The sequence below is a fragment of the Mycolicibacterium llatzerense genome, assembly GCF_000878195.1.
Lineage (GTDB): Bacteria > Actinomycetota > Actinomycetes > Mycobacteriales > Mycobacteriaceae > Mycobacterium > Mycobacterium llatzerense.
Window position 1 is genome coordinate 38,661 of sequence record NZ_JXST01000011.1, and the last position, 16,356, is coordinate 55,016.

20 protein-coding genes are annotated in these 16,356 nt (G+C 65.7%); 9 read left to right on the plus strand and 11 right to left on the minus strand.

The annotated features are described in order from the left end of the window. Window positions 1-91: 91 nt before the first annotated feature. Window positions 92-1,330 carry an oxygenase MpaB family protein gene (locus tag TL10_RS09735; RefSeq protein ID WP_043985496.1) on the minus strand — a complete coding sequence of 413 codons (1,239 nt, stop codon included), beginning with the start codon at window positions 1,328-1,330 and terminating at the stop codon, window positions 92-94. Window positions 1,331-1,442: 112 nt separating this feature from the next. Between TL10_RS09735 and TL10_RS09740 the strand changes: the two genes are divergently transcribed. Continuing rightward, entirely contained in the window at window positions 1,443-2,030 is a 588-nt protein-coding gene (locus TL10_RS09740) for a TetR/AcrR family transcriptional regulator (protein ID WP_043985569.1), read from the plus strand. Between the two features lie 44 nt (window positions 2,031-2,074). Here the strand turns inward: TL10_RS09740 and TL10_RS09745 are convergent, their stop codons facing one another. Further along, complete coding sequence (locus tag TL10_RS09745; RefSeq protein ID WP_043985570.1) at window positions 2,075-2,590, minus strand: MarR family winged helix-turn-helix transcriptional regulator; 516 nt, start codon at window positions 2,588-2,590, stop codon at window positions 2,075-2,077. A 123-nt stretch (window positions 2,591-2,713) separates the two neighbouring features. On the opposite strand from TL10_RS09745, the gene TL10_RS30925 reads away from it, so the two are divergent. After that, window positions 2,714-3,163 carry a hypothetical protein gene (locus TL10_RS30925; protein WP_131630712.1) on the plus strand — a complete coding sequence of 150 codons (450 nt, stop codon included), beginning with the start codon at window positions 2,714-2,716 and terminating at the stop codon, window positions 3,161-3,163. A gap of 43 nt (window positions 3,164-3,206) precedes the next feature. Then, complete coding sequence (locus TL10_RS09750) at window positions 3,207-3,614, plus strand: nuclear transport factor 2 family protein (RefSeq protein ID WP_043985497.1); 408 nt, start codon at window positions 3,207-3,209, stop codon at window positions 3,612-3,614. A gap of 40 nt (window positions 3,615-3,654) precedes the next feature. On the opposite strand, the gene TL10_RS09755 is transcribed toward TL10_RS09750, so the two are convergent. Continuing rightward, the gene (locus tag TL10_RS09755) at window positions 3,655-4,548 is read right to left on the minus strand and encodes a mycobacterial-type methylenetetrahydrofolate reductase (protein ID WP_043985498.1); all 894 of its coding nucleotides are present in this window, start codon (window positions 4,546-4,548) and stop codon (window positions 3,655-3,657) included. Window positions 4,549-4,703: 155 nt separating this feature from the next. On the opposite strand from TL10_RS09755, the gene TL10_RS09760 reads away from it, so the two are divergent. Further along, window positions 4,704-5,465, plus strand: a complete 762-nt coding sequence (locus TL10_RS09760; protein WP_043391812.1) for an alpha/beta hydrolase family protein — start codon at window positions 4,704-4,706, stop codon at window positions 5,463-5,465. Here the strand turns inward: TL10_RS09760 and TL10_RS09765 are convergent. Beyond that, window positions 5,458-7,122 (minus strand): alpha-keto acid decarboxylase family protein, encoded by a 1,665-nt coding sequence (locus TL10_RS09765; RefSeq protein ID WP_043985571.1) that lies wholly within the window; start codon window positions 7,120-7,122, stop codon window positions 5,458-5,460. The genes TL10_RS09760 and TL10_RS09765 overlap by 8 nt on opposite strands. Window positions 7,123-7,273: 151 nt before the next feature. Between TL10_RS09765 and TL10_RS09770 the strand changes: the two genes are divergently transcribed. From TL10_RS09770 to TL10_RS09780, 3 genes are all read left to right on the plus strand, one after another. Then, window positions 7,274-7,885 (plus strand): TetR/AcrR family transcriptional regulator, encoded by a 612-nt coding sequence (locus TL10_RS09770; protein ID WP_043391809.1) that lies wholly within the window; start codon window positions 7,274-7,276, stop codon window positions 7,883-7,885. Between the two features lie 81 nt (window positions 7,886-7,966). Then, the gene (locus TL10_RS09775; RefSeq protein WP_043985499.1) at window positions 7,967-9,547 is read left to right on the plus strand and encodes an FAD-dependent monooxygenase; all 1,581 of its coding nucleotides are present in this window, start codon (window positions 7,967-7,969) and stop codon (window positions 9,545-9,547) included. Window positions 9,548-9,615: 68 nt separating this feature from the next. After that, window positions 9,616-10,155 carry a hypothetical protein gene (locus TL10_RS09780; RefSeq protein WP_043985572.1) on the plus strand — a complete coding sequence of 180 codons (540 nt, stop codon included), beginning with the start codon at window positions 9,616-9,618 and terminating at the stop codon, window positions 10,153-10,155. On the opposite strand, the gene TL10_RS09785 is transcribed toward TL10_RS09780, so the two are convergent. From TL10_RS09785 to TL10_RS09800, 4 genes are read right to left on the minus strand one after another with little or no spacing between them, the layout of a single operon-like run. Further along, window positions 10,145-11,356, minus strand: coding sequence for a DUF7373 family lipoprotein (locus TL10_RS09785; protein ID WP_043985501.1), 1,212 nt, complete (start codon window positions 11,354-11,356; stop codon window positions 10,145-10,147). The genes TL10_RS09780 and TL10_RS09785 overlap by 11 nt on opposite strands. Before the next feature lie 40 nt (window positions 11,357-11,396). Then, window positions 11,397-11,972: a class I SAM-dependent methyltransferase gene (locus TL10_RS09790; RefSeq protein WP_043985502.1), complete on the minus strand. Its 576-nt coding sequence runs from the start codon at window positions 11,970-11,972 to the stop codon at window positions 11,397-11,399. Between the two features lie 49 nt (window positions 11,973-12,021). Beyond that, complete coding sequence (locus TL10_RS09795) at window positions 12,022-12,780, minus strand: helix-turn-helix domain-containing protein (protein ID WP_043985503.1); 759 nt, start codon at window positions 12,778-12,780, stop codon at window positions 12,022-12,024. Between the two features lie 8 nt (window positions 12,781-12,788). Then, complete coding sequence (locus TL10_RS09800) at window positions 12,789-13,349, minus strand: PadR family transcriptional regulator (RefSeq protein WP_043391796.1); 561 nt, start codon at window positions 13,347-13,349, stop codon at window positions 12,789-12,791. A 110-nt stretch (window positions 13,350-13,459) separates the two neighbouring features. Between TL10_RS09800 and TL10_RS09805 the strand changes: the two genes are divergently transcribed. Beyond that, complete coding sequence (locus tag TL10_RS09805) at window positions 13,460-13,879, plus strand: nuclear transport factor 2 family protein (protein WP_043985504.1); 420 nt, start codon at window positions 13,460-13,462, stop codon at window positions 13,877-13,879. A gap of 1 nt (window position 13,880) precedes the next feature. Then, window positions 13,881-14,918 (plus strand): LLM class F420-dependent oxidoreductase, encoded by a 1,038-nt coding sequence (locus tag TL10_RS09810; RefSeq protein ID WP_043391791.1) that lies wholly within the window; start codon window positions 13,881-13,883, stop codon window positions 14,916-14,918. A 22-nt stretch (window positions 14,919-14,940) separates the two neighbouring features. On the opposite strand, the gene TL10_RS09815 is transcribed toward TL10_RS09810, so the two are convergent. The 3 genes from TL10_RS09815 to TL10_RS09825 are packed head-to-tail and all read right to left on the minus strand — an operon-like array spanning window position 14,941 to window position 16,321. After that, the gene (locus tag TL10_RS09815) at window positions 14,941-15,420 is read right to left on the minus strand and encodes a CAP domain-containing protein (RefSeq protein ID WP_043985505.1); all 480 of its coding nucleotides are present in this window, start codon (window positions 15,418-15,420) and stop codon (window positions 14,941-14,943) included. After that, entirely contained in the window at window positions 15,417-15,782 is a 366-nt protein-coding gene (locus tag TL10_RS09820; protein ID WP_043985507.1) for a DUF732 domain-containing protein, read from the minus strand. The genes TL10_RS09815 and TL10_RS09820 overlap by 4 nt, the downstream gene beginning before the upstream one ends. Further along, window positions 15,752-16,321 (minus strand): Rv1363c family protein, encoded by a 570-nt coding sequence (locus tag TL10_RS09825; RefSeq protein WP_043985508.1) that lies wholly within the window; start codon window positions 16,319-16,321, stop codon window positions 15,752-15,754. The genes TL10_RS09820 and TL10_RS09825 overlap by 31 nt, the downstream gene beginning before the upstream one ends. Between the last annotated feature and the right edge of the window lie 35 nt (window positions 16,322-16,356).

The following is a 16,356-nucleotide window of genomic DNA, read 5'->3' on the forward strand; positions in this document are numbered from 1 at the left end:
GTCCCAGGATAGGTGGTGACCTGCAGCACGGTCGGTTGGCTTCAGAGATCGAGGACCCTGGCGCTCTTCGAATTCGCAGCGGCGCCTGCTGTCATGCAACACGGCTGACGTGCGCGGCCGATTCTCCGATCGTTGTCACGCTGTCGCCGATCATGGTGCGTAGCAACACTTCTTGCTCCCGTTGCCCACGCACGTCAGCGCGGGCCATCGCACCGGGCACAGTCAGGGCAGCCACACTGAGAGCCAGGTTTACCGGGATGCGCACTACCGGGTACCACGGCAGTACGTAGGTCAGGCCCAGGTTCCGCATCGCGCGTGGTCCCAGGAAGGCACTGGTGACCGACAGATGCTGGACCTTTGCGATGCGGCGGCGCAGGCCCGGCAGGACGCGGTAATGCCAGGCCAGCGGATCCTCAGCCATCGGAATCGCCAACTGCTTCGTTGATTCGTCGGGCTCGGCCAATGCGGTGAGCGTGTGATACAGAATCCGAATACCGTCACGGAAGCTGCGGGGCAGCCACTCATCCTGGACCCCGATCAACCACCCGACATACCGGGTCAGGTGCGCAAGACCGTCAAGTTCAGCCGGCGAGAACACAAATCCCATGCCGATCGATGCGGCGGGCGGCGCAATGAGTGCGCCGACAAGGGTGGCGGCCATATCGGTCTGGTTGACCGGCATACCCCATTCGTCGGGTCGCCAGTCCGGCATCGCCGCGACATGGCGGCGCACGAACCCGTGGATCAGCCGCACTCGGACCGTGGACCGGTAACCCACCCCGAGCGGTTCCAGGCCATCTTCGGCGATGACATCCAGGGCCCACTGCATGGTCTCGGCAAAACGCTTGTAGGACCCTTTCTCCAGCGCACCGGTACGCAGCAGCGTCTTGTTGAAGCCGGAGAACTGATAGCCGCCCAGCAGTGACACATCGCGCGCGATGTACATCCCATCAGCGCCGCCTCGACGCAAGGCCCGCGCACCGACGCGGAGTTTGTCCTGGTCCACCCAGTCCGGAGTGTCCTCGATCTGAGCGAAGAACTCCCGCAACGGTTCCGGCGCATCGGGCACGTTGGCGATGCCCTCAGCCAGGGCCAGGTCGAACAGGGTCCGGGCCTGCTGTGTCCCGGTGGTCACCATCCAATCGACAAGGCGATCCGCCGGCTCGTCGCCGACCGTAAGTCGCTGACCGAGCCGCTCCCACTGCTCCGCGTTGGGGTTGCCGATACCCAGCAGCAGCGCGAACGTCCGCACCAGAGCCGGGACATCGCGGGGGTGGTCAGGATGCCGAGCTGGAACAGAACGCCATTGTTCTTGAGTCGATGAGGCCATGATGAAATGCTGACACGAGCATTTACTCGCATACAATTCGTGTCGTGACAGCCCAATGAGCAGCACCTCGGGGGTTCCGCGACGCACGCCGCGGCAGGAACGCTCGCGTTTGATGGTTGACCGCATCCTCGTCGCCGGCCGAGAAGTGCTGATCGAGCGCGGTTACGACGGAGCCACGACGAATCGGATCGCGGAGGTCGCGGGTATCAGTCCGGGGTCCCTTTACCAGTACTTTCCCAACAAGGACACCATCATCGCGGCGATCATCGATGACTACACCGACCACGTCCTGCGCACGGTGACCACGCGCCTCGTGGCGCAGGTGGGCCAACCCGAAGACGTCAGCTCCCTGCGCGACCTCATCGCGATTCTGCTCGACGCAATGATGGATCAACCCGAGATGCTCCGGGCGCTCATCGAACACACTCCCCGGCTCGGCCTGGGGAGCAAGATCGCCGATTTCGAACAGCGCGTCGGCGAGCTCGCGATCGCCCACCTGCGGATGCGCCCAGAGCCCACTCGGCACGCCGACACCCGGGTCTGGATTGCCGTCCGCGCTGTCGAACATCTGACCATCAGATACGTGCTCGACCGTCCGGCGATCGACCATGACGAATTCCTCGACGAACTCGCCGCGCTCACGTCGTCCTACATGATGGTTCGCAACACCACCACGACGACCGATCAGACAGTCAACTAGGCTGGGGCTGAACGAGTTTCAGCAACCGGCAACACAATCCGACATCACGGGGCGAGGAGATCGCGGCCGGAGCCCATAGCGGCACCGGCGAGCCGATGCCCCAGACCTTCGACGACGCGCAGGACCGTGTCCCGCTCCTGATCGTTCAGACCGCCGACGGTCATCTCCTCGAGCTGCCTCCACACGTCTTCGATCTGTTGCTGCAATCCGCGGCTCGCGGGCGTTGCTTCCACCAGGTGGGCGCGCTTGTCCTCGGGACTCGGGAAACGACGCACGAACCCGGCGTGCTCCAGGCGCTGGATCATGCGCGTCATCGTGGGGGCGTCGGAGCTGGTGAGACGCACCAGATCCGTCTGCCGCAGCGGGCCGCGGTCCCACAGGTACATCATCACCAGCTCCTGCCCCGGATACAGACCGAGTGGGCGCAGCAGCGTCGCAACGATCGTTCGGGTCAGTCGCGTGAGCTGGAAGACCGCATGACTGACCGGGCCACTGCGCGCCGCCGTCGGCGACGCCAGCGCCTCACACGTCTCCTGGCCGTCAACGCTCTCCGTAGCCATCAGCGCACCCCCGGTCTTCATTAGTTGTCCAACCATCATAACCCTACCTAGACGCCGAGTAACCACTGGTGGAATAGCTTTTTCAAGATACTTGTTTAAGCAACTATCTAGGAAGGCGGCACCATGAACACCACCCGCAACCAGCACTTCGCTCGCCTCGTGGCAGCAGGCGTCATTGGAGTCTCGGCCCTGTCGATCGCATTCGCGACGCCCGCCGGCGCGAAAGGGCCGCATCCCGGTCCCGTGATCGACCGCCCCGAGCCGACCAGTTCCCTCAGTGCGCAGAACAACGACGGCCGCATCTCTACCGCTCCGGTGAGCCCCGCTCAGCGGATGGCGCCGGGCGCCATACCGCGGTCGCAGCCGGCGACGTCGATCAGCGCGCAGCAGACCGCCGGCGGTACTCCACAGTCATCGACGAACCGTGCCGAAAGCCCAGCGCCCGGCCCGGATCCGGCCAGTGGGGCGCGCGACACCGCACATCGCGCGGAACCAAGGACTCCGTCAATGCCAAGCGGTATGACGCCCGCCGATGCTGTCCGTTCGTCCGGAGGCATGGGCGCAGCTACGTAGTCTCAAAGTCGCCGCCCGTTGCGCACCCGAATGGAGAAACCCCATGGCCGACCGCGAAGACATCATCGACCTGCTGACCAGGTACGCCACCGGCATCGACCGGCAGGACTGGCCATTGTTTCGCTCCGTGTTCACCGCCGACTGCGTGTTGGACTACGGCCAGATCGGGTCGTGGCACGGAGTCGATGGCGTGACGGACTACATGATCCAGGTGCACGTGCCGTTCGAGCACACGTTGCACCGGCTCAGCAATCACGCCATCGAAATCGATGGCGACACCGCCACCGCCCGTACCTACGTCGACGTGTTGCTGATTGCTCGGGACGCGAAGCCACACAAGACATCTGACGTCAATGCGACCGGGTTCTACGACGACGAACTGGTCCGCACCGACGAAGGGTGGCGCATCAACCGTCGAAAACTCACCATGGTCCGGAACCGCTCTCTCTGAGCGCCCAAGGTCTGCCGAAACGCGGTTTCGCCGACGAAGGCTAGGGCTGGTCGGGTGCCCAGTAATCCAACATCGCGGCGAACGTCTCAAACGCCGGCCTGGACACCCCATACGCCGCTTCAAGATGGATGCTGATCGGGAAACCCAACTCACCAACCCCATCGATAACCCGCTTGTACAGATCGAGCATCAACGTCCGCTTGACCGCCGGCTCCTCACCCGCCAACCGCGTCACGAACTCCTGCTCCGCGGCCACCAACGGATTACCCGGATCCTGGATCAGCCAATTGATCAAACCGACCTTGGACTCCATCTTCGGCACAAACCCGAACGACAACAACAGCTCCGGCCGATGCTCGGTGGTCGCAGCGAACTCCTTCAAGAACCCCACAATCGTGTCCGAATAGAGCAGCTGCGTCATCCCGTACGTGGCGCCCTGGTTGATCTTGAAGTTGAAGCGCCCCTGCTCACCGTCACGCGTCGGGATCAAGATGACACCCCGGTTGGGCACCTGATCCCGGTAGATCGTCAACGCGTCAGTCGGGGCCACACCCGTACCGTCACCGTCGCTCATCGTGCGCGGCACGCCCACGAACGCGATCCCATCGAAGTCCGCCTCCTGCAGCACGCTCAGGCGCTTGCCGAGCGCATCCTCATCCAAAAACGACGTCACCTGCGTGCACAAGCCGCGCATCCCCGGCAGCTCAGGCTTCATCAACTGCCAGAAATCGAGGACGTCCATCTTCGGCTTCATCTCGACAGGCCGATCGCCGTCTTCCTCGATCATCCCCGGGATCATCACGTGCCGAATACGGCCCTCGAGGCCGACCTCCGCGGCGTTGAGCAGCACCTTGTGCGCCTCGTCGACCGCAAACTGGGGACCGCGCTCAATATTGGGCGGGACCAGTTCGAAGGCGATGGTGTTCAGGGTCACGACTCTGCTCCGGATCTCAGGACTACATACGGGGCGCAGGCGTCACTGACCGCTACGACCCGCAGGCCGTGTTTCCCGTGAAACCTCCACCCTACCGATGGCCTCCAGCAAAGAATCGGCCACGTCCGGCTTGCCACACGTGATAAACCCGTCCCGTGGCTGAACGCGTCAAGTTCCAGAGTTCCACCGGCCCCATGCTGGCCGGGATCATCGACCTACCTGAAGGCACCCCGCGCGGTTGGGGGGTCTTCTCCCACGGCTTCACCCTCGGCAAGGACTCCCCCGCCGCGGCACGCATCTGCAAGCAGCTGGCATCCGACGGCATCGGGATGCTCCGCTTCGACGCCATCGGGCTGGGTGACTCAGAAGGCCACTGGGGCGACGGGTCCTTCACCCACAAGACCAACGACGTCATCGAGGCGTGCAAGTTCATGACCGAGCGCGGCACGCCTTCGGCATTGTTGGTCGGGCACTCGTTCGGCGGGGCGTCGGTCCTGTCCGCGGCCCGGCAGGCTCCCGGCGTCCGCGCGGTCGTCACCGTCGGTGCGCCCATCGACCCGTCGCATGTCGAGAAGCAGTACGACGACATCCTCGACTGCGTGCTCGCGAACGGCAGCGCACAGTGGATGGTCGGCGGGCGTGAACTGACCCTCAAGCGCGACTTCGTGGAGGATGTCCGCGCGGCCAAGCTGCACAGCAAGATCAAGGAGCTGCACCTGCCGCTGCTGATCCTGCACTCGCCGACCGACAACACCGTGGGCATCGAGAACGCCAGTGAGATTTTCCGGACTGCCCGGCACCCGCGCAGCTTCGTCTCGCTGGAGGGCACCGAACACCTGCTCACCGGACCTGGCCAGGCCAAGCGAGCGGGACGGATCATCGGCGCCTGGGCCGATGCCTATCTGGGAGCTAAGTAGCCTCGTTCGCCTTGGCGATTGCCTCGGCGAGTTCCTCCAGTAGCGGCGGCACGTCCAGAGCGGTCACCACGGCTTCGATGAAGACCAGATCGTTCGGGTGCGCTGCCGCGTCGGCCAAGGCGGCGTCCAACTCTCCGCAGGTGGTGGCCCGGTGGGACAACGGGTTTCGGATGCCGAGCGCTGCCGGAATGTCGCGCCACCGCCAGCTGACGATGTCGTTGTACGGCGCGGTGGGACCGTGGATCGCGCGCTCGACGGTGTAGCCGTCGTTGTTCACCAGGATCACGACCGCGGGCACGCCTTCGCGCCCGAACTGCCCGAGTTCCTGGATCGTCAACTGTGCGGCGCCGTCCCCGATCAGCAACACCGGACGACGGCTCCGTTCGGCCAGGCCCGCGCCGAGTGCGGCCGGCAAGGTGTATCCGATGGACGCCCATAGCGGCTGACCGATGAACGCCACGCCGCTGGGCAGTCGGTGTCGGGCCATGCCGTAGTACGACGTGCCCTGCTCGGCCAAGACCACGTTGCCCGGGGTGAGGGCGCCACAAACCTTGTCCCACAAGGCTTTCTGCGTGAGCGGCTGATCCGGCTCGAGCACCGGATCAGACCCATCGGGCACGGGCTGGGGCACCGCCGGCGACCGGGTGGGCCGGCCCTTCAGGATGCCGGTGATCGCGTCGAGCGCCGCCGACATGTCCAGTGGTGCAAAGACTTCACCCGCCACGACGCTCTGATTGGGGCCGATGTCGATGGTCCGCGCGGGGTCGATCTGCTGCGTGAACGATGCGCTCACCATGTCGGTGAACTGAACCCCTGCGGTGACCAGCACTGGGGCCTCTTCGATGGCTCGGCGGACCGACTCCTGACTGGAGGTGCCCGCATAGATGCCGAGGAATTCGGGCGCCGACTCGTCGACCAGGCTCTTGCCCCACATCAGCGTGGCGTGCGGGACGACGTCGGCCGCCAGCAGTGCCTCCAGTTGCGGGACGGCTTCCAGTCGATGCACGAGGAGGTCGGCCAGCACCGTCAGCTGATGCTCGCCGATGAGGCGGGCAGCCGCCGCGGTGAACAGCGACAGCGCCCGCGGGCTGGTGCCACTGGTGTACCGCGGCAGGGGTCCCGTCGGAGGTTCCACGGGGAACCGGGCAACGTCGGTGGCCAGCATCAGGTAGCCCGGCAGCTTGCGCTCGTGCACCTCGGACAGCACCCGGTCGATTTCCCGAGTGGCGGTGGCCGGCACGAGTTTGGCTTGTGCGCAGGTGATTTCGCGGGCGATACGGAGGAAGTGGTCGAAGTCGCCGTCGCCGAGCGAGTGGTGGATCACCCGGCGGGAGCCCTGGACGTCGATGGATGGGGTGCCGACGATGTGGACCACCGGCACGTGCTCGGCGTAGCTGCCCGCGATCGCGTTGGCGGCGGACAGCTCCCCGACGCCGAACGTCGTGATCAGCGCCGCCATCCCCCGCAGCCTCCCGTAGCCGTCGGCGGCGTATCCGGCGTTGAGTTCATTGGCACTGCCGACCCACCGGATATCCGGATGCGCGATCACATGGTCGAGCAACTCCAGATTGAAATCACCTGGGACCCCGAATATCTCGGTGGCGCCGAGTTCAGCGAGCCGGTCCAGCAGGTAGTCACCGACGGTGTATTCGGGCATGCCGGCCTCCTGGATTCGCGGGTACTGCGATGGTATCGGCCGATCATCGCCGGCGTTCGACGCAGAGAGGCCGGGCGAGATCGCGGACATCGGCGGGAAGTCGCTCTACAGTTGCGGAACTGTCTTGTTCCGCTGAAACGAGGAGCGTCCCATGCCGACCAGTCGAGCTCCCAAGCGTGCGGCCGGTCGCTGGGATCCGACGCTGGAGGCCACGATCCTCGACGCGACCCTGGCGGCAGTCACCGAGCTGGGCTACGACCGGATGACGATGGATGACCTTGCGGCGCGCGCCGGGGTCGGCAAGGCGGCGATCTACCGGCGCTGGTCGTCGAAAGGCGAGGTCGTGGCACAGGCCATCGCGCACTGGCGGCGCTCGCTCGGGACGCCGCCCGCCCCCGACACCGGCTCGTTGCGCGGCGACCTGGACGCCCTGGTGGATGCTGTTCCCGACTACGACGCCAAGGACATTGACACGATTCGCGTGGTGGTCGGGGTCGCGACGGCGGCGATGCGCGACCCCGTACTGTCGGCAGCCCTCGACGATCTGGTGCTGAGCGTGCCGCGCCAAGTGCTGCGCTCGATCCTCGATCGGGCAGTCGCCCGCGGTGAGATCTCCACCGCGCGCGATCTGACGCTGCTGCCCGACGCAGTCCTCGGGCTCAACATCCTGCGGATGATCTCCGGACGCCCCATCGACCGCATCTACGTCCGGCGGGTGCTGGACGACGTGGTGCTGCCGCTGGCCACCGCGTCGCCTTCCTGACCGTCAGGGCTTGCGCCTGGCCGGAGACCGTGTCACCGTTGAACGGAACTATTTAGTTCCATTCAAATTCGGGAGGCCCCGATGACTACCCACCGCACGCCGGTCCTGATCGTCGGAGCCGGTGCGGCCGGGCTGGCAACCGCCGCCCTGCTGGCCAAGCACCGTGTCGAGTCCCTCGTCGTCGAGAAGCGCCCAGAGCTCTTCCTTTACCCGAAGGCCCGCAACCTGAGTTTCCGCACGCTGGAAATCTTGCGCGGCTTGGGACTGTCCGACGAGGTGCACGCGGTCGGCGCCCAGACCTCGGACATGGTGATCAAGCCGGCCCTGAACAGTTCAGAAGAGCTGCCCGCCCTCGACATCGGCGCCATCTTCGCCGGGCTGGACGACCTCAGCCCCGAACCGGTGATCCAATACTGTCCACAGAGTCGACTAGAGCCAATCCTGCTGCGCCACATCAGAAATCGTGGTGGCGAAGTCCGATACGGAACTGAATTGGTGTCCCTCGACCAGGACGCATCGGGAGTCAGCGCTGTGCTGCGTGACATCGCGTCCGGCCAAAGAACCGCGATACGCGCCGACTACCTCGTCGCCGCCGACGGTGTACACAGCAGCATCAGAAATACCCTCAACGTCGACACGGCCGGTCTCGACACGCTGCCGATCTACGTGGTGTTCATCTACTTCCGCGGCCCCTGGCTCCAGTTCGTCCCGCACCTCGGCGACGGCGCCAGCGTGCAAGTGAAAAACACCGGGGTGGACGGCATCTTCGTCCCGGCCGACAGTGATCTCTGCCTGTTCATCACCACCTATTTTCCGCAGCGTGGGCAGTCCGCCGAGCAGTTCACCGAGCAACGCTGCCGCGACCTGATCCTGGCGGCAGTGGGCGAGCCGATCGACATCGAGATCATCGACGTCGCACCGTGGCAGCCGCACCAAAGGGTGGCCGCGTCATTCTTGTGCGGCCGCACCTTCTTCGTCGGCGATTCCGCCCATGCGATGCCGCCGTTTCGGGCCGGTGGCGCCAACGTCGCGATCCAGAGCGCAGACAATCTGGCCTGGAAACTGGCTGCTGTGCTGCAGGGCCGCGCCGACCCTGCACTCCTGGCCACCTATCACGACGAACGGCATCCGGTAGGGGTGTTCAGCAGCCGGCAGTCGCTGACCGGACCGATCCTCGCGACCCTGGACTTCGATGCCCCCTCGGGCTTCGACGTCGACGAAGAACAGTCGATGTTCGCGCTGCTGGCGGGGTATCGGTACCGGTCGACGGCCGTCATCGCCGACACCCCACCCAGCGGGGCGCAACCCGAGCTCGTCACCGAGTTGCGCGGACAGCCGGGTACCCGGATGCCACACGTGTGGCTGCAAGGCGGCCGCGTTTCCACGTTGGATCTCGTCGGCACCGAGTGCGCCCTCCTGACCTCGGACGACACCGGCAGCTGGCATCGTGCTGCACCGGAAGGCGTTGCTGTGCAGACGATTCCAGCAAATGATCGGCCGGCGTGGCTCGCCGCGACCTACTTGCAAACCGACGGCGCCCTGCTGATCCGACCGGACGCGTTCGTCGCGTGGCGTGCCGAGACGTTGCCACCTGATCCGGCCGCGACGCTGTCGGGGGTGCTGGCCGACATCTTCGGAATCCGATCCGGCCCGGGCAGGTGACCTTCACGCCACGGCAATCACGTTGGATATCAACATGATTGCCGCCCCAAAGCACTAACATGATCAGCATGACCGTACGCCCACATCGGCTCGTGTGGCAGGTCGCGGCAGTGTCGCTGCTCGCGGCCTGTGGTTCGAATACGTCGGCGACACCATCGCCGAGCACTGCGAGCACAGCGCCCGCTGGGCCCGCCGCGACCGCGACCACGACCGCGGCCCCGTCACCCTCACCGGTCCCCATCGTGCCGATCAAACCGAATGCGCGGCAGGCCAAGTGGGTCGACCTGCAGGTCGGCGACTGCCTGAACACGCCCCCGCCCACCGACCCGAGCGTCGTGGAGGTGACCCTGGTCGACTGTTCCGCACCACACATCGCCGAGGTCTTCCTCCGGGCCAGCGTCGCGGTCAACGACGCCGTCTCCGGTGTCGCCGATCAGCGGTGCGCGGCGGGTCTGACGCAGTACACCGGCCAGAACGGCGGGTACACCTCGACCTACCTGATCGACTCCAACATGGACCGGACGGGACACACGCCGCTACCGAGCACGGTCATCTGCCTCTTGCAGTCGACCACCGGCCTGTCGCTGAACGGCTCCGCTAAGGCTTAGCCGTCAACAGAATGTATTGCGCGGCAACCTGTTCGTGCACGTCTTTCAGTTCGGCGCCACGCGCCTCGATGGCGTAATTGCCCGCCGGCGCGACGCAGTAGAACTGCTTCGGGTTGGCCAACAAGATGCAGCGGCTGAGCGTCAGTGCCGGCACCGGATCGGCCGTCTCGGTCCCGTCGACCGACACCTCTTTACCGAAGGCGTTCGCCACGTTCACCGCTGACGACGGGTCCTTGGCCTGATACACACTGGTCTTCCCCCGCGCGAACCCGGTCACGCCGTTGTCCTGGAAAACCTTGCCCGACGCAATCGGGTTGCTCTGGAAGTGCAAGGCCCCGGTACCGGAGTAGACGGCGTTCTGGGAGTTGCGGGGCGCATCGGTCAGCAACGTCAACGCCAGGAGTCCCGTCGGGTCGACCGGCACCGCCGCGAGCTCAGCCGCCGGTTTGAACGGCTCGATCGCACGGACCTGGGCCCCTATCGCCTTGGCCACCAACGCGATGGCCGGATCCGGACCGCCTGTCGACTGCGCCAGCTGGATCAGGACATACGGGCCGCGCGCAGTGAACGACCGGGCGGTGGTCACCTTCGCGCCACGGGAATCGACGTCGTACGTCGACGCCAGCGCATCCGGATGCTCGGGGAGTGCAACAGGTTTCGGCTCCGCGCCGCGGATCTTGAGCTGCAGGGCGGCCGCATTCATCTCACTGGCCGCCGCGGTCGCATCCGCCGGACCGGCGAACCGCAGCACGCCGTTGATCAACACGGACTTGGTCGCGGACTCCCGCGCCGAGGCGAACCCGTCGATGAAATTGTGCCGGCCGGCAGCGGAGGCGATGCTCTCGGGTCCGAACTGAGCCAGCGCACCCGGCGCATCGATCACGAAATACGTTGACAGATATGGCTCGGTGAGGGTGCTGTCGACTTCCCACGGCCCCACCACGTAGCCGGCCAGCTGTTGCGCCTCGACCTTCGCGCCGACCTCCGGGGCACCCGCGGTGCCGTAGGGCTCATGCGCCTTGGTCGGGTAGGCCCCCGGCTTCAGCTGCGCCGGGGCGACGATCGCCGGCGGTGGCGGTGCCGTCGAGGTCGCCGGTTTGGCGGACGAGGTGGCTGGACTGGACTGCGTAGACCCGCCGCCGCAGCCCGCAGCCAGCACTGCCACCACGAGTGCCGCTCCGCAGTTGACCAGACTCCGCATGTGTTCCTCCCCCGCCGACTTCAGACCAACCTACTCACCGTCAGGTCTTGGTGGCACTGAACTGCATCACATGCCCAAACACCTTGGTACTCGTATCGATACGGAGCCCATTGCTCCGCCCCTCCGCAACCAGCTCATCGGGGTTCACCAGCCGGAACGGCGACCGGTCCACCCGATGAACCACGGTGGCGACCGGTGTCCGTGTGAGGTCGTAGCCGACGAACATTCCGCCGGGTTTGAGTACCCGGGCGATCTCGGCGACCGCGGCCTCCCACTCGATGACGTGGTGCATCATCAGGCAACTGACCACCGAATCGAATTCACCGTCGTCGAACGGCAAGCGGGTGGCATCGGCGCTCTGCACCGTGACGTGCGGATTGTCCTTCAGTCGTTGCGTCGCCGCGTCGACCATGACGGGGTCCAGATCAGTCGCCGTGATCGACACGCCGGGACGCGCCGATGACAGCCCCTCCGCTATTGCGCCACTGCCTGAACCGATTTCGAGCAGCTGCTCCCCCAGCCGATCGGTGGGCAGCATGTCGAGGACGGCACGGGTGGTGGTTCGCCACATGGCCCCGCAGCAGAACGCCCGCTCGACTTTGGACATCACCGGCATTGCGGTCTCCTCCTCGTAGGGTGCTTCGAGTATGGAGCCGCCGGTGCCATCACTGCTTGGACGGATCCGTCGAATTCCGCAGCGCCCGGGCGATCTCCGACGGTGCGGCGCCGGTCATCTCGCGGCACACCCGGTTGGCATGGGACCCGTCGGCGAATCCCGCCAGGTGTGCGGCATCGGTGACCTGTTCACCGTCGGCGAGATGCTTCAGCCCGGAAATCAGTCTGGCCCAGCGGGTGGCTGCCGAGAAGGACACCCCGGTCTGCTGCCGGCATAGGCGGCCGAGGTAGTCGGGCGACACCGCCACCTCATGGGCGACCGATGCCAGATCCACGGAATCAGTTGTTCCGCTGTAGATCAGGTCCATTGCCTGCCTCAGCTGGGGATGAAGTTCCGGCTGTTCCTCGGGGGCACCGCACAGACCGTCGACCAAACGTGCGGCGGCAGTTTCCGGGCCGGCATCGAGCATCGACTCGACGGTGCGCGCCAACTGCTGACCGCCGGACGGAAACCAGATGCCGTCGCGGGACTCGCTGAGACTCAAGGCGTGCAGTGCCGCCCCGGGCCAGCTATGCGGCGCCAGGTAGAGCGCCAACGTCTGATCGGTGGGTTCGGACCAGACCGCGTGGCCGGCGCCGCTCGCGATGACGACGACGTATCCGCTCCGAGACGCGACATCGTCCGTCCGGACAGTCAGCGGGCCGGTCAATCCGACGCCGACCTGCACCGCGGGATGGTGGTGAAGGTCCAGGTCGCCGAAGGTGCCGACGACCATCATCTGCGCCGGACCCAGCTCCCAGACGGGCATACCCGATGTTAACGCCGCGGCTGCCGCCGCTCGATGACCGCCAGCGCCGTTTGCGCCCACCGCAGGTTCTCCTGCTCGAACGAGATACCGCGCATCAGCGTCAGGTAGGGCCCCACCCGATCCGCCTCGGCCAAGAACACTGCTTCGCTACGGCCACCCAGTATCCGCGCGCGGATTCGTTCATAGAGTTCGAGTTGCTTTGTGGTCCACTGGATTCGATCCCGTAGACCCGCGCACACCGCCACATCGTTGCCGCTGTCGACGGTCGACACCTGGACCAGCAAGTCATCGCGCATGGCCAGCGGCTTGGGAGTCGCTTCGGTGAACTCATATACCGCGGCCCGGCCGGCGTCGGTCAGCGTGAACATCCGCTTGTTGGGCCGCCGCTCCTGTTCCACGACCCGGGCCTCGATCAGCCCGTCGGCTGCGAGGCGGTCGAGCTCCCGGTACAGCTGCTGGGGGGTGGCCATCCAGAAGTTGGCAACGGACGCGTCGAAGCCCTTGGCCAGGTCATATCCCGAGGCCTCACTGTCGAGCAGGGCCGCCAAGACGGCGTCACGCAGAGCCATGCCCGTGAGTCTAGTAGTCAACAAAGTGATTAGTCACATATAGACATGCTGAGCTTGTCCCGCTAGCGTCACCGATACCTAATCAACAAATTGACTATGCGAGGTATGCGATGCAGGCATTCCGCAAGGCCGTGGAGACCCACGACCCCGCCGCCATGGTGGCCTGTCTGGCCGACGACGTGGTGTTCACCAGCCCCGTTGCGTTCAAGCCCTATCCCGGTAAGCCCATCACCGCAGCCATCCTGCGCGGTGTGATGCGGGTTTTCGAGGACTTCCGCTACGTCCGCGAGATCAACGACCCCGAAACCAGCAGTCACGCACTGGTTTTCGAGACCACCGTGGGCGGCAAGAAGATCACCGGATGCGACTTCATCCACGTGAACGACGAGGGCCTGATCGACGACTTCATGGTGATGGTCCGGCCGCTGTCCGGCGCCCAGGCCCTGTCGGAGGCGATGGGCGCCCAGTTCCCGCAAATCCAAGCCGAGGCAGCCGAAGAGATCGCCGCCCTCGCCGCGAAGGAGCAGTGACATGAAGATCGGTCTGGGCATCAACTACGCCGGCGGCTTCAAGGAGGTCGTGGCCGAGGTCGCCGACCTCGAAAAGGCCGGTTTGGACGTTGTTTTCGTCCCGGAGGCGTACTCGTTCGACGCCGTCAGCGCACTCGGCTATCTGGCCGCCGCCACCGAGCGGGTGGAACTGGCCTCCGGCATCCTGCAGCTCTTCACGCGCACGCCGACCCTGACGGCCATGACCGCCGCCGGCCTCGACTACGTGTCCGAAGGCCGGTACATCCTGGGCCTCGGCGCGTCGGGCCCGCAGGTGATCGAGGGCTTCCACGGTGTGCCCTATGACAACCCGATCGGGCGTACGCGCGAGGTCGTCGAAATCTGCCGGCAGGTGTGGCGCCGTGAGCGACTCGCCTACCAGGGTAAGCACTACACCATCCCGCTACCCGAGGGCCAGGGCACCGGGCTCGGCAAGTCACTCAAGCTGATCAACCACCCTGTGCGCGAACGCATTCCGGTGCTGCTGGCAGCCCTCGGCCCGAAGAACGTCGAATTGGCCGCGGAGATCGCCGAAGGCTGGCAGCCGATCTTCTACCTGCCGGAGCGCGCCAAGGACGTCTGGGGCGACGCACTCGAGGCCGGGTACGCCAAGCGTGACGCCTCGCTGCCGCCCATGGACATCTACGCCGGACCGGCACTCGCCATCGGCGACAACGTCGAGGGAATGCGCGAATTCATCAAGCCCCACATCGCGCTGTACATCGGCGGCATGGGTGCCAAGGGCAAGAACTTCTATCACAACGTGGCCACCAAGTACGGCTACGGCGCCGAAGCCGACCGCATCCAGGAGCTGTACCTGGCCGGCGACAAGGACGGCGCGGCGAAAGTCGTTCCCGACGAACTGGTTCGGGACATCTCGCTGATCGGTAGCCGCGAATTCGTGAAGGAGCGCGTGGCCGCGTTCCGGGAGTCCGGCGTCACGGTGCTCAACGTGGTGCCGATGGGCGCGACGACCGCCGACCGCGTCAAGCTCATCGAGGAGCTCCGCGACCTGGTCTAGATCGGGGACAAACGGTGAGTCTCTACGCCCCCGGCTGACCGTAGACGGCAACGACCACCGAGCGGTCGAAACTGTTCTCCGACCACACACCCATGACCGTGTTGGCGCAGTTGGCCATGATCGCGTAGGTCGGCGGGTCGTAGTACCACTGGTTGAGCACGTCCAGGTTGTTGATGGCGATCGACCGGTTGATCGCCACCGTCTGAAACACCTTGCCCCGGAAGCCAGCAGCCTGGGCCCGCGTCTGCGGGGTCGACCCGTCTGAGCCGAGGTCACCGTCCAGGTCGCGGTTGTTCAGCACGTCGTTGGCGTGCCACTCCGCCGCGAGCCGCAGCTGCGGGCTGACCGCGACATCGTTCGTGCACCCGGCCTGGTGCTGAATGGTGAAGACGTTCGCGACCACGCTGTTGTTGAGGCGCGCGTTGTCGGCGTGGGCCACCGCAGGCAGCGCGGCGCCGAACGCGAAGACCGCCAGGATCACCCCGGCCAACCGGGTGCTCACTGTGCCCTCGGCCGGTAGTTGGCCGCGGAATCGCGCAGCGGCCCGATCAGTTCGGGGCACAGTTCGTTGGCAACCTGTCCGACAAGGTAATTGGCTTGGCCTTCGTCGCCGCCCGTGACGTCGACCTTGATGTCACCGATGATCTGCGCATAGCTACGGCCCGCGGAGATCTTGTCGCACACGCCGCGCCCGTAGGCGATGGCGGCCTCGCCGCTCGGGAATGCGAACCCGGGCCGCGCATTGACGCTGTTGACGTACGTCACCGGATCGGCAAGGGCCGGCGGCGCCGTCCACCCGAATCCGGCAGCGACCACGACCAGAATCCCGGGGATCACACCGGGTCGAACTGCGAAATCAGCCATCGATCGTGCACCTTGTCGAGAGTCACCCGCACGGTCGACGTCGAACCGGTGGGAGCGTCATTGCCGATGGTGGTGGTCTGATTCACGAAAACCAGTGCCACCGCATGGTTTTCGGTGGCCGAAACCGAAGCGGCATCAGGCACCGTCGCTACCGCCGAGATGTGCTTCTGCTTGGCCCCAGGGGCCACAACGGTGTCGACCAGCTTCGTGTACTCGCCGCGGAAACCTCCCGTCAGGCGGTCAGCAGCGGCCTTGAGTTCCGTGTCGACGGTGTCCGGGCGGTAGGACAGCATGGCAATGGTGCCCTCGCTGGCGGCCCGCACCGACTCGGTAGCCGCGGTCTGCGCCAGCCGCACCGAATCATCTTGCCATTTCAGGTATCCCGCGGCGATGGCGAGTAGCATTGCCACGGCCGCCAGCGCAACCCCAACCCACCGCGCCCACGGTTTCCCCGAATCACTCTGCACTACCGCAGGTTCGGCGTCGACGGCTTCGGCCGCCTCGACCGATACCGGCCGTTCTTCGATGTCCACTGTCATGTTCTGTCCTTCACGTTGCCCTGATCGTCCGGTGT

Coding starts and splice junctions, on each gene's coding strand:
- TL10_RS09735 (WP_043985496.1), bottom strand. CDS start 1,330: ATGGCCTCATCGACTCAAGAACAATGGCGTTCTGTTCCAGCTCGGCAT.
- TL10_RS09740 (WP_043985569.1), top strand. CDS start 1,443: ATGGTTGACCGCATCCTCGTCGCCGGCCGAGAAGTGCTGATCGAGCGC.
- TL10_RS09745 (WP_043985570.1), bottom strand. CDS start 2,590: ATGGCTACGGAGAGCGTTGACGGCCAGGAGACGTGTGAGGCGCTGGCG.
- TL10_RS30925 (WP_131630712.1), top strand. CDS start 2,714: ATGAACACCACCCGCAACCAGCACTTCGCTCGCCTCGTGGCAGCAGGC.
- TL10_RS09750 (WP_043985497.1), top strand. CDS start 3,207: ATGGCCGACCGCGAAGACATCATCGACCTGCTGACCAGGTACGCCACC.
- TL10_RS09765 (WP_043985571.1), bottom strand. CDS start 7,122: ATGCCCGAATACACCGTCGGTGACTACCTGCTGGACCGGCTCGCTGAA.
- TL10_RS09770 (WP_043391809.1), top strand. CDS start 7,274: ATGCCGACCAGTCGAGCTCCCAAGCGTGCGGCCGGTCGCTGGGATCCG.
- TL10_RS09775 (WP_043985499.1), top strand. CDS start 7,967: ATGACTACCCACCGCACGCCGGTCCTGATCGTCGGAGCCGGTGCGGCC.
- TL10_RS09780 (WP_043985572.1), top strand. CDS start 9,616: ATGACCGTACGCCCACATCGGCTCGTGTGGCAGGTCGCGGCAGTGTCG.
- TL10_RS09785 (WP_043985501.1), bottom strand. CDS start 11,356: ATGCGGAGTCTGGTCAACTGCGGAGCGGCACTCGTGGTGGCAGTGCTG.
- TL10_RS09790 (WP_043985502.1), bottom strand. CDS start 11,972: ATGCCGGTGATGTCCAAAGTCGAGCGGGCGTTCTGCTGCGGGGCCATG.
- TL10_RS09795 (WP_043985503.1), bottom strand. CDS start 12,780: ATGCCCGTCTGGGAGCTGGGTCCGGCGCAGATGATGGTCGTCGGCACC.
- TL10_RS09800 (WP_043391796.1), bottom strand. CDS start 13,349: ATGGCTCTGCGTGACGCCGTCTTGGCGGCCCTGCTCGACAGTGAGGCC.
- TL10_RS09805 (WP_043985504.1), top strand. CDS start 13,460: ATGCAGGCATTCCGCAAGGCCGTGGAGACCCACGACCCCGCCGCCATG.
- TL10_RS09810 (WP_043391791.1), top strand. CDS start 13,881: ATGAAGATCGGTCTGGGCATCAACTACGCCGGCGGCTTCAAGGAGGTC.
- TL10_RS09820 (WP_043985507.1), bottom strand. CDS start 15,782: ATGGCTGATTTCGCAGTTCGACCCGGTGTGATCCCCGGGATTCTGGTC.
- TL10_RS09825 (WP_043985508.1), bottom strand. CDS start 16,321: ATGACAGTGGACATCGAAGAACGGCCGGTATCGGTCGAGGCGGCCGAA.